Raw genomic sequence first — 12,473 nt, 5'->3', positions numbered from 1 at the left:
AGATAAAGTTCAGAGCATAACTCACAGTACAGATATAAATGGCAGTCTGGCGCAGGGAGTAGTTATTGCCACAGGAGAAAACGCCAAATACAAATATCCTAATGGTCGTGGCAGTTTCGATGCCTTGGAGTATTTCAAGACGTATCCCGATGGCATCGGCATTTTTGGCTCGATCAATAATACCGGCGGCACAATGAAAGGCAAGGCCAACGCCTCGGAGATGGTGTATTTGGACGACCTTCATGTTAATGGTTATGTTACATACAGCTGGACGGAAACCAAGGGAATAAGCTATACGAATACCCACTTTATTAACGCTGCCCATCCTGTATCTTTCAGTTTTGCCAAGGCCGCAAATAATGGCCTGATAGATATCCGAAATGGCAACAACATTTATTTCCGGGACAGGGTGGAAAGTACGGCCAATCTCCAGAGTGGCAGAGCTGATAAGAGCCGTATTTCTGTCATAAATTGGAACCGGGGCATGGTCAAAACCCTGGAAGGCGCAAAGCTCATTACGGACAATCTTGAAGCCTCAGGCCAGTCCATTGATGTCAAACATGGGGCCATTGGCACAGAGGCGGTGATAAACCTTGCGGCTAAAGACGGGATTTCCTTTGCTTCGGACAAGGGGAATCTGAAAATCTGTCAGGCAGGTCTTACCGGGGGGGCGGACAATGGGAAAGTAACGATTACTGCTGATGGCAGCATTGTGAACGCCGACTCGTCGAGCCTTATCAGTGCTCCCGCCGTTATCCTGACCAGCGAAAACGGCACCATTGGCGCCGGTAATGATCCCCTCCGGGTAAAGGCGGGCAGTACGGTCACTTCATCGAAACTTGATAATTCCAGCCTGACCGCTACGGCCAGGAAGGATGTCAGCATTGTACAGACTGAGGGTGATATGCGTATTGCCAGCATCGTGAGCAAGGAAGGTGATGTATCTCTTGAAGCGAAAAACGGCAGCATTGTGGATGCCAATGGGGGAGCGTATACCGATGATTCCTCGGCAGAAGAAAGGTTAGCCCGCTGGCAGGAACTGGGTATGATTTCCTATACCGAGGCTTACGACCGCCACGAAGCGGCAGCTAGTGAGTCCAAGGCAAGAAGGCTGTCGGCCATTGAGGGGCGCTTCCAACAGCTGGCCACTATCGAAAAAAATGGTGTCCTCACGCCGAACATTTTACGGGTTTCGGAATACAAATCAGCCGCTGCTGACTACGCCAATGATTCAGGTATTGCAGCCGCCAGAAAAGAGTATATCACCCTGATGCAGGCAGCAGAAAATGAGGCGGACAGAAAGGCAGCCCGGGCGAAACTTCAGGCGGCCAAGGAGGCTTATTTCCAGGGCAAGGGCTTCTCTAAAGACGAGGAGAAGGCCATCGCCGACTACGGCGACCTTTCCGTCAGCGAGAACTACGGCTGGAGCAAGAATGAACTGCTCTACGCCATTCAGGATGGTATCGTCAACGCAAAGCCCGGCACCTTTGACATTGTGAACAACCCCAATGTCATCGGCAAAAACATTATCCTGACGGCAAAAAATGGTGGTATCGGCTATGATGAGGCGGCAGTCTACATCAAGAATGCTGACCTTACCAAGGCGGCCAACATGAAGCTGCTGGCCAGTGCTAAAGCTGGCGACCTCACCTGGGATGCGAACGGCGTCACCATCAGGCGGCAGGTACCTGTCACTTTGGACATCAAGGAAGGAGGAACCGTACAGCTAAATGGCAAGAAAAATGTCTACGTCAGTGCCGCGGCAGATTCTGCCCTGAATATCAAGGGCGGCATCTACACCGACGGGAATATTCGTCTCTCGGCGGGCCAGGGCGTAAGCATTGCTGATGGCACGCAGCTTCGCGGCAAGAACCTCAGTATCTTCTCCGGCGCAGGCAGCATTGGCAGCAAGGATAAATTCCTGGAGATTATGCTCAGTGGCTGGCTCATGGCCAACAGCGGCAACTCCATCTATGTCCATCAGAATGGCAATATGCCCCTTACGCTGCTCTCGGTAGCCGCAGGCATGGATGCGTATCTGCGTGCCGATAATGGCATCCGTATGGTGAATGACTACGGCTTAAACATGGGCTATGTTCGTGCCGGACGTTTGGCAGATTTCTATACGAAGCAGGGCAATATTGAGGATGTCCGTATTCTGGCAAACGGCTCTGTTGTGAATGCGAAAGCCCCTGAGGGCCTAGTCACCCTTGTGGCTGAAGGAGGCAAACTGAAAATCGGGAAAATCGCTGAGAGCAGCGCAGCGGCAGAGATTGCGGCGATAAAGGCGGAGAAGCAGCTCAATGCCCAGAAAGAAGCCTATAAGAAAGATGTGGATAAAGTTTTGGAAGAAATTTACAACAGTCATAGTGATACATCCAGCCTGGGGTATTGGTTTTATGTATATCTGAAAGATAAGGAGTATTATGGCAACGACAAATTCAGGATGAAAAATCGTATCAACAAAGTCAACGGTCTGCTGGCTGACTTCCTGGCCGATAAGGGATATACCTCAGATGAGATAAACTGTCTGAGAGAGTACATAGAAGTGATGGCGTTGGAGCACCCGACGGAGTATACGAAAGCTGTCACAAAATCGACCATGGATGCCAAGACCGCCGCAGCGGAGAAAGCCAAGCTGGATAAACAGATTGAATCCCTTGCGAAGAAGAGAACTGAGGCTGAAATGCGGACACACACCTGACTACCCAGGCTGCTGCCTCAATTTCAGTCCGCCCCCCTTGGGGGCGGGGGGCTACTTGCAGTAATAATGACGTTTACGATAATGTAGCCCCGGAACAACTCCACCATCAAAAGAGGCTGTGAGCAAGTCCCTCCCGGGAACCTCCCTCACAGCCCCTGATAAGCAAACTCGGCAGGCGCACCCCGCCTGCCGTTTCTTTGCCCATTTTTATTTATTCGTCACCATGGCCCGATACTTTGCCCTTTTCTCTTCCGGAATTTTTAGAGCATCCATTGCTGCGTCAACACTGAGGTTACTGGAGGACATGAGATTTTTGATCAAATCAACGCTGTTCAGGTCGGCACCCTCAACCAGCCCTTCGGCACGTCCTTCTGCACGTCCTTCGCTAAACCAGGCATCCTTATCAGATTCGTAGTCAAAGATGGCCATTTCACGGTTCAGGTAGTTAAGACGCTCTTTTTTATCCTGCATAAAGATGGTGGCTGCGTCCAAAGCAGTCTGAATAGCAGCTTCATTCATGGCCAATTCCTCCATTTCTTTCGGATCTAATTTGTTGGAGAAGTAAGCCAGCCAGCGTTCCACACTGGTCATTTCGCTGACGGGCTTTTTCTGGAATTTAGGAACCTCAAGGAAATGCAGTTCCATATCTTCATTGAGGCGGCGTTGGGTTTCCATGTTGTAGATACTGTACATGGAGTGAGCCGGTTCGCCGGGGAAGATATTGTAGCGGAGGATGTTGATGGTTATGGACGGTTTCAAGTTTTGATACTTCCCACCCTTGGACAGATTCATCAGATACATCTGCGACCAATAGTAAAGGGTGCGACGTTCCATATTCTTTTTATCCACGATCTGGACCTCAACATCAATCTGCAAACCTTCTTCGGTAACGCAGAATATATCCAGCCGGGTCAGTTTGTCATCGTCATAGAAGGGGACAATCTCGCTATTCTGGAATTGGATGTCCTTGATGGTTGCAGCACCATGGCGATCCAAAACGGCATTGAGGAAGTCAATGGTGACCTGCTTCCGTTCATCCTTGCCGAAGATAAACTTGAACAGGACATCATTCATGGGATTGTATTTCTTGTTGGCAATATCATTCTCAATGGCCTGCTGTATGAGTGATTTTGGATTTGTCATGGTATAAGGCTCCTTTGCTTTTCTAATTGGATTATATCATGAAACAGGACTGATTTCAGCTTTTTTAGCGGCGGATTCATTGCTTTTGCCCGTTCTTATTACGCTGCTCCCAGATGTACTTGTTCTGATTATCCCATGCCTCATAAAAATCCTTCATATCCCACGGGGTAAACTTAGCCCCTGGGATTGTCTGGTTATACTGGATAACATCTACTCGGTTATGAAGATAGTCCAGCTCCTTATGGATATCCTTGATGCCATATATCCAATACATGATAGATCCCGTAATCAATATATACCAGATAGCCGTAACCAAACTTCTGAATATGGTTACCTTCAAATCTTCATTCCCTATGTCCCGGACTTGCCTAGCTGCCACCTTCCCTGCAGCGGAAAGCTCCTTGCTTAATTCAGCTGCCTTTTCCCGGAGCGGGTCAAATACAGTCTTGCCATCAAGCTGGATGCCCTGCAGTTCCTTGGCTACAATGGCCTGCACCTGTTCCGGGGTTATCCCTTCCTTTTGGGTGGCCGTTTGCTTCTGCAGGTCGCGCATCAGCAGGTCATACTTAGCCGACAGGTCATTTATGGCTGCGGTGGTGCCCTGCAGGGCTTTGGTCAGTTCATTTAGGCTGCTGTTAATGCGTACCAGGTCGCCCCGCTGGGCTTCCTGCTCCTGTTTCATTGCTGCGACTTCTTCAATCATGCTCATGATATGTTATAGTACCTCCCTTTTTTCATAGGCGTTGCAATCACTAATACTAGATATAGACTTACCGTTTGAATCCTTACCATATATCTTGCGGTATATATCCCGGCAGTAGCCTTGTATCGTACCGCTGTCCTTATACCATACGGCATACTGGCAGGACACACAGGGAATGGGGTTCGGCTTCATTTCCAGCGTTTCTGAACCGCTGCAGGCTGTTATGCAATGCTCACCGCGCTTTGCATTCCATACTATGGCAGACAGCAGCCTGCATTTACATTCTGGTATCCCGTTGCTTTTTATATGCCAATGGGCATGAGGGCAGTCTATACAGATACAGTTAGCAGGTGGCTGTACTTTTTCGTTCAATTTCTTTACGACTTCATTTTTCATAGGCTCAATCCACCATCTCTTTCTATTTCGTGGCCTTTGGCCAATACATCAAGGGATAATTCCCGGCTGGTCATGACTTCCAGTACCTTGTCGGACATAAACTCTACGGTCTTTTCCCCCTCTTTTACCGGCAGGTCAAGGACTTCATTGGCTTCCTTAAAACCGGGAATGCCGGGAATCTCACATGACCTTGCTATTTTTGGCGTTATGAGGCCGTTGCTCTCGGCCAGCTGTCCGGCAGCGATAATCCTTGCTCCTGCGTGTAGGGCTTCCCGCTGCATCCGTGGGATGAATGGATTTTCCTTTGCCCGCTGCAGGGTTTCAAAGTCATCTTTTAGCTGCATGGCCATGGATTTGCCGTCTTGGGGCAGGTCTATCCATTTGGATGCAGGGAACAGGTATTTTTTGCCGTTCTGGTCTATGGCCATTGATTCATTATTAATTTCAGCTCGCTCTATAGCAAAGGGCAGTTTTTCCTTGCCCAGCTGTCCATAGGCTTTCAGCAGTTCCTTTTTCTCGTCCATGCCTTGGATAATGGGCAGTTCCGGCTCGTTATGGCCCGGTATCTCGTTTATTTCTAGCGGATGGCCAAGGTCTAATTCCAGTTCGTGCAGTTTTTCAATCTCGGCACCAGTCGGTTCCCGAACCTCCCGGACAATTTCTGCCCGCTGCTCTGGGGTCTTGTATTCGCCCTGTTCCGTGGTAGGAGGCTTGAAGCTGTCCATGGTCACTTTGTTTGCCCACTCGTCTGCTGCTTTTTCCAGTCGCTGGCGGTTGGTGGTAAAGATAACTCCTTCCGTTCTTGCTCGGCTCACAGCTACAAAGTGGGCGTTGCGGTTGCTCCTGTCCTCTATGGTGATGATGGTATCAACGGTAGCCCCCTGCAGCTTGTTTACGGTCTTGGCATGGGCATAATCCCATGATGTGTTTGCCTTGAGGTCGGCGGTTATCAGGCCGTCTTTGGTGAGTATCTTTGCTTTACCGTCCTTGTTTATGCTCTGGACGGTTCCTTCCATATTATTGTAGAGGCCGGCTTTGTTGTCGTTTTTGAGGCAGATAAGGCGATCACCTTTGGCCACTTCTATTTTTTGTGTCTTGTAGGATTTATTCCGCTTGCCGTCCGGCATGGTGGGATTTTGCCCGTTGTCCACCTTGAAGGTGTAGCCCTTTTTCTCGATTTTCCCGGCCTCCTGCAGCTGTTCACGAATCATGCGGTTGATGCGCTGCCGTTGGGTGTTGGTTTCGACACTTAATGCTAGGCTCTTGCCATCATTGGAAAGTACCCGCCTCATGTATTCGTCTACGGCTGCTTTTTCCAGTTCCTTGTGGTTGCGAATTTCCCGCAGCCCTCCATGAGCTTCGATGTACTGCCGTTCCTGTCCTTGAAAAAGTATGCCTGCTTGCTTGCCCTCTACGGCATAGGCATAGCGGATTTGTCCGGCTCTTAGTTTGTCTGTGGGAATGGAATATTCCCGGCCATTTTCGGCTGTGCCGATTATATGGCCATCTTTTATCCGGGAAATGGTCATGGTCTGAGAGGAGCCGGGATAGTTGTCTTTGTTTGCCCCGGTCTTGGCAGAGGATATGATTACCCGCTCCCCTTCGGCAAGTTTCATCTGTTGGGGCTTTGGCTCCGGCTCCGCTTTGGTGGGGCGCTTGGCCTGCAGGTCTATGGTCTGCTCGTTTTGCAGCTGCCCCTGCTGCAGCCGTTCCTGCCGGATGCGCTGGTTAAGGTCTTCGGCGATGGCAGCATTGTCGGCCTTGATAATCCTCTCCGGCTCCTGCCTCCATTGCTTCATGGTGTCCTCCAGACTCCGCTGATGCAGCAGCTGGAATGACCTGCCCACGGATTCATCATTGACAATGGATAGCACCGTTTCCTTTAGTTCGGCATCCTTCTGCCGGGTTATGTCCTCTAAGTAGCTGGATGCCACCGGGGGTACCCGGCCTCCTTCCCGGTTGGCCATCTTCTCATAGCCTCCCCCTATGCCAATGGCCTGTATTTGGCGGTAGTCACCGCTAAATAGCAGGGTCAATGGGGCTTCCGGGGTGCTGACTTCCTTGGAGTAGTCAAAGAGGGCTTTTATCTTGATGTCATCCACCATGCCCGCCTCGTCCACCACCAGCACGGCAGGGCGTGTGAGTTTCGGCAGACCCCGGAAATCATAGTGTCTGCCGTGGCTGCCGTCAAAGTGCCATTTCTCGCCTCGGACCGTGGCAGCTTCTTTCTCCTTCATGAGCAAGAGCCGGTCTATGGTGTCCGACTTGATTCCGCTGTCCTGCTCCAGCTCGATGGCCGCAGCCTTCTGAAAGGCAGCCCCTTGTATGTCCTGGGGCTTGTAGCCTAATTCCAGTAAAGTATCTTTGGCATAGGCCATAACAAAGGTCTTGCCTGTTCCAGGCTTACCGTTCAAGACATAAGCTCTGGATGAAGAGGCAAGGAAGTTTTTTACAAAGTCTGCCTGTTCTCCCTTGAGGGTAATATCCTTGCTTTTGGCTACCCGTTCCATTGCCTTTTCTATGTCTTTGGAAGCTATTTTATGGCCAGTTCCTTTACAAGCAAGGATGTGTTTTTCGATTTCCTTCTGTAAGCGGATATTGTCCTTAGTGGTATAGTATTCCTTGGTGCTAGCGGGGCTATCCTGTCGCATACCAACATAAACAAGTTCCTTATGTTTTTCAATCAGGTCTTTACATTGCTCCCAGCTCATGCCGTATATGCTGCCATTATTGAGGAGAGATACTTGCAGTTCTCCCTTGGTAAAAGCAAAGTCTTTATCTTGCAATTCCTTGATGGTTTGCGAAAAAACGTCTTCGCCTTCTGCCTCTGACATGGTGACTTCATGGCTGTTATCTATTAGGGATATATGGGCCTTATGGGCATTACATATTTCCCTTGTATTATCTGCTATATCACGGTTATTGGCGTGTTCGCTTTTGGCTGGCCTTATGGAGTTCCATGCTATCTGACAATTCTTTGCATTTGCCTCCATTCCATGGTCGGATAGATACTTTTCAATATCTAATCTGGCCTTGCTGTTTTCGGCTATAAGTTCATCGGAATAGCCCACTAATTCAAAGTCATGCTGCCCTTCCCGGAACTGGAAGCCGGATTCCATATTGTACTTTAGTTCAAGGTTTCGGCAAATGGCACCTATGGTCTTTTGGTTCTCCATAAGAAATTTCACATCTATGGAACAAGCCTTGCCTGTACTATCTATGGTTTCGTTGGCAATATAGCAATGTGTATGGGTCTGTACGTCCTTATATCTGGATAGGCCATGTTCAAACTTTGCATAAATAGCATGGCCTGTAAATTCCCGGCTATTTCCATCTAACAGGCGCTGCCTTGATATGTTCTTACTGATAAATTCACGCTCAACAATTTTTAAGGTATCTTCTACTGCCCTGCGGTGGTTCTCTTGCAGGGTTTGTGATACTTCTGGCGGTTCGTTTACAATGGCTAGTGAAACAGACTTGGAGGAAGAAAAGGTAAGGTCTGCCCCTAGTGTTGGTTCTTCTCCAGTCCGCATAAGTGGCTTTAGCCGACTGTATACATTGTTTATCATGGCTTCAAATTCTTCATGATGTACATTTCCGGTTAAGCCTACTTCTTCGGCCAGCGTACCGCCCCACATATCATTTGTATTGTCGTTGGCGTAGTATTCGTCTTTTACTGGTCGGTCATCTTCGTTTGAATAGTAGCTTGTAGCCATTTCAACCGATTTGACGGGAACGCATGAGCATAACATTTTAATTCGCTCCTGTAGCTTCTTTTATCCGTTCTGTATCGGACTTAATTTCCTTTAGGATAGTTAATAGATTATCCAGCTGGTTATCCTCTACTGCTTCTACATTGCTTGATTTCACATGGAAGTAGTCTTCTAATATATACCTTATAATATAAGATGTACTGGTGTTATGGTCTTTAGCTATGGATTCTATCTTGTCATATAGATTTATGGGCAGTCTTACGGTCTTTTGTATTGTATTGGCATATACTTTGCTCATTTCATCCTCCATTCTGTTTGTAATGCAAATGGGATTCGCATAAACCCTTTAGTATCAAGGTGTAATGCGTTTGGGATTCACGGGAAATGGCCTTTTAACCCTGAATAGGGTAAAGGGGTGTGTATGTAATTTAGGTTTTAAAAAAGGGAGGTTTTACCCTCCCTTACATTATATCTATCTTCTATTAAAATTTAGTTAGAATTTTGAGCTTTTGTAATCTCTACGGCTTTGCGGATAATAGCATCTTTCTGATTCATGATAATAGAGATGACTACATCTTCATCTGCTCCTGCTGCTTTAGCTTCTCTAAGGAGCTGTTTCCACTTTGCGTTCTGGATTTCCTCTTTAAGAGCAGCTATCTCCTCATTACGCTTCTTGGCGATTGCGTCGGCACGTTTCTTTTTAGCAAGAGCCTCTGCTAATTTCTCCTCTGGAGTTTTGCGACGGCGTTCTTTTTTAGGCTTCTGTTCAGTAGATACTGTTGTTTGGTTCTGCATATAGTTCATTTACTATACCTCCATAGAATTTTCTCTTGTTGTTTGCAATTTTACAACTTTATATGAGTTATTGCAATATAAATATTATGCTATTGTATTTCCATATAATTCTATGAACCTTGATACACTCATATTGTGGTCTTCTAATCTGCTCCTTGTGGTAAAGTCCATCATTCTATCTTGAAGTGCTTTCTTGATTAGTTTTACAATAGCAAGTTCCATAGGATTATTTAAATCAAAAGGTATTTCTGGACGCTCTTCATCAATACCAATCTCACCAGCAAACATCTTGGCAGCAACTTGTTCCCATTCCTTATTTTCTTCTATGGCTTGCATTTCACGCTCTATTGCTGCCTTTGCATCTAAGTCCTGCTGTCTGTAATTATCTTTTATCGCATTATACAAAAACCCCTGTAGATTTTCCGGTTTTCTTGTCTCTGCTAATTGCAAAGCATACTCCATACGAAGTTCAAATTCCTCATTGCTACCACATATGGTAGTTAACGTGTTAATAGCATGTTTAGATAGACCATATCTCTTCTTTTTTGCCGGGGGCATTTCTAGTTTTATATCTTCTTCTACAATCTCCTCATTAGAAACCAAATTACTACAATCCATATAAAAAGAAAAAGCAACGATTTTTCTTCCACTCTTCTCAGCTTCATAGCGTATTGAATACTGTGTATTGGCATTTATCTCATTGGTTGCAATATCTAAAACAAATCTTTTGAAATCATTGATTCGTGGATATTTATCTTCCTCAACGTTTAGCATAAAACGCAGCTCTTCTAACTGTATTGTTCTAGTAATAATATTATTACGCTTCATTCCTTGATATTGAAGCATAATCTCCAATAATCTCATAGCATATGCAGAACCTAAATAGAAAATTTGTTTCATGCTAATCTTAGTATAAGGATAACCAGATTCAAATATATCCAAAATTAGTTCACGCATTTTATTATTAAATTGAATTCTTAGACCATCACCTTTTTCATATTGAATAAATGAAAATATGGGATAATAAACAAATTTGTCTTCCCCTTCTCTAATACACACATTCCTTGATGTTAGTCTATCGCAAGCCTCATCAAGTAAAGGAATGTACGCCCCATTTCCCATTATCTTTTTTAATTCTCCAGGTAAAATATGAGTTTCCTTAAAAAACTTGTCATAATATTTGTCATTAGCCGATAAATGTGGATTAACATCTTGTAAAGCAAGCATAAATAAACGCATTTCTAAGGCATTCATGGGTTTCCTTGCTTCTATCAACGGATTTGCTTGATATATTGCTGGTCTTCTATCGTCCATATACTCCCCTTTCTAAAGACGAGAAATTTTAACCTCTCCCTAATAATTGCCCCTAAAAACAGGTTAAAATCTCTCGTTTTTCGTTAATATCTTACCAAAATGGACAAATGTATGTCAATATTTAGGTTAAAATCTCTCGTTTTAGGTTAAAATCTCTCGTCTTTAAAGCATTTTAGGTTAAAATCTCTCGTCTTTAGGTTAAAATCTCTCGTCTTTAAAATGCTAAATAGGTTAAAATCTCTCGTCTTTAGGTTAAAATCTCTCGTCTTTAGCAGCCTTGAGCCCAGTAATGACGGGGCTTCCCGTCGCCGAAAGCATTTAAAGCATTTATGCTTAAAAGCAAGCAAAGCAAGAGCGAGTTATCCACAGGCTGTGAATAACTCCTATTTTGCCTTGCTTGCTTTTTCTAAAAATTATTTTCACATATTGAGAATATCTCTTTTGGGAGATTGTACTGCCAATTTACGCTTAATCTGTTCTAACTGATCACTAATAGCACTCCATTTGCTGGTATACTGGTCTTCAATCATCTCACTTATACATTTTGTTACCGTCTGATGCTGCAAATTAGCCATTTTCTCCAACATTTCATACTTATCTATGGTAAGTACTAGGTGGATATGTTTCTTGCCCTTCTGAGAGCTCTCAGAGCGTTTTAGAGGGTATGTATCATTGGGGGATTCCCTATCTTCTTCGATAACAACTTTTTTAGAAGTTTCTTCACTTTTATATTCATTATGTACAGTTTGTATGTTTTGTACATTATGTTCACTATGTACATTTTGTACATTATGTACAGTTAAATTTGTTTTCTTGACCGTTTGTGGCGCTAAAAAATTGTCTGCAGGGCTTAGAGATTTATCAATGGCAAACGGATTTCGCTTTGTGTCTATTTTTACCTGTTTTTTTGCCATCTTTATGCCTCCTTGGGAAAGAAAATTTCTTTTGTCAATGCTTTATAGTCTTGAGCAACATTGGAATTACTAGCAGCTTTGAATATATTCTCACCAGATGCCTGGGTCTCTTTTATGGCTGTTCCTTCACGGATTTGTGTCTTAAATACTGCTGTGTTCATTTGTTTGGCTGCTGTAAGGAACATTTCATGAATTTCACGAGAAATTTTAGTACGAGCATTGAAACGTGTAAGTACAATGCCAGCGATCCTTAGTGATTTATTAGCATGGCCACGAGCTGACTGGATTGTGGAATAAAGCTGGGACACACCTTGTAAAGACAAAATATCTGCTTGAGCAGGGATAATTACAGAATCGGCAGCTACAATGGCCAAGGAAGTTAAAGTTCCTAGAGCAGGAGGACAGTCAATGAATATGTAATCGTATTTTTTTCGGAGATTCGCTTCGGTTATTTTCTCGGCCAGCTTGAAAGGTCTTCCTATGGGGTCTGTTAATACGCTGTCAATGGAGGCAAGGTACATAGAGGCTGGTGCGATGTCATAATCTTCCATGGGTTGAATAACATCTGGGAAAGTAGCTTTATCAGATAGCAATTCTAACATTGTTACAGCGTCTTTATTTACTGCATCCGTAACAGCGTCACAGAGAACAGAGAGATTAGACTGTGGGTCTAAGTCTATTAAAAGCACTTTTTTACCCTGAGCATGGAGGCCAGCAGCTAAACAGTGACAGGTGGTAGTCTTACCGACACCGCCCTTTTGATTGGCTATGGCATAGATTTTTGTTGACAT

General features: G+C 45.2%; 10 protein-coding genes. 1 reads left to right on the top strand and 9 read right to left on the bottom strand.

The window, feature by feature from the left end; all coding sequences use genetic code 11:
- Positions 1-124 precede the first annotated feature (124 nt).
- Positions 125-2,704 (top strand): hypothetical protein, encoded by a 2,580-nt coding sequence (locus SELR_RS15585; protein ID WP_041914913.1) that lies wholly within the window; start codon positions 125-127, stop codon positions 2,702-2,704.
- A 207-nt stretch (positions 2,705-2,911) separates the two neighbouring features.
- Here the strand turns inward: SELR_RS15585 and SELR_RS15580 are convergent, their stop codons facing one another.
- The 9 genes from SELR_RS15580 to SELR_RS15545 form a co-directional block, all read right to left on the bottom strand.
- Positions 2,912-3,847 (bottom strand): Rpn family recombination-promoting nuclease/putative transposase, encoded by a 936-nt coding sequence (locus SELR_RS15580; protein ID WP_014431011.1) that lies wholly within the window; start codon positions 3,845-3,847, stop codon positions 2,912-2,914.
- Between the two features lie 76 nt (positions 3,848-3,923).
- Positions 3,924-4,556 carry a hypothetical protein gene (locus tag SELR_RS15575; protein ID WP_014431010.1) on the bottom strand — a complete coding sequence of 211 codons (633 nt, stop codon included), beginning with the start codon at positions 4,554-4,556 and terminating at the stop codon, positions 3,924-3,926.
- Between the two features lie 6 nt (positions 4,557-4,562).
- Complete coding sequence (locus SELR_RS18975) at positions 4,563-4,946, bottom strand: hypothetical protein (protein WP_014431009.1); 384 nt, start codon at positions 4,944-4,946, stop codon at positions 4,563-4,565.
- On the bottom strand, positions 4,943-8,698 hold the full coding sequence (gene mobF / locus SELR_RS15570; RefSeq protein WP_041914912.1) for a MobF family relaxase: 3,756 nt from the start codon (positions 8,696-8,698) through the stop codon (positions 4,943-4,945). The genes SELR_RS18975 and mobF overlap by 4 nt, the downstream gene beginning before the upstream one ends.
- Position 8,699: 1 nt before the next feature.
- Positions 8,700-8,957: a hypothetical protein gene (locus tag SELR_RS15565; protein WP_014431007.1), complete on the bottom strand. Its 258-nt coding sequence runs from the start codon at positions 8,955-8,957 to the stop codon at positions 8,700-8,702.
- A 191-nt stretch (positions 8,958-9,148) separates the two neighbouring features.
- On the bottom strand, positions 9,149-9,463 hold the full coding sequence (locus tag SELR_RS15560; protein ID WP_014431006.1) for a hypothetical protein: 315 nt from the start codon (positions 9,461-9,463) through the stop codon (positions 9,149-9,151).
- Positions 9,464-9,538: 75 nt separating this feature from the next.
- A complete protein-coding gene (locus SELR_RS15555) occupies positions 9,539-10,768 on the bottom strand; it encodes a replication initiation protein (RefSeq protein ID WP_014431005.1) in 1,230 nt (409 codons plus the stop codon).
- Positions 10,769-11,187: 419 nt separating this feature from the next.
- On the bottom strand, positions 11,188-11,682 hold the full coding sequence (locus SELR_RS15550) for a hypothetical protein (RefSeq protein ID WP_014431004.1): 495 nt from the start codon (positions 11,680-11,682) through the stop codon (positions 11,188-11,190).
- Between the two features lie 2 nt (positions 11,683-11,684).
- Complete coding sequence (locus tag SELR_RS15545) at positions 11,685-12,473, bottom strand: ParA family protein (RefSeq protein ID WP_014431003.1); 789 nt, start codon at positions 12,471-12,473, stop codon at positions 11,685-11,687.

Source organism: Selenomonas ruminantium subsp. lactilytica TAM6421, from assembly GCF_000284095.1.
GTDB classification, from domain to species: Bacteria; Bacillota; Negativicutes; order Selenomonadales; family Selenomonadaceae; genus Selenomonas_A; species Selenomonas_A lactilytica.
This window is presented reverse-complemented; position numbering and strand designations above follow the sequence as displayed.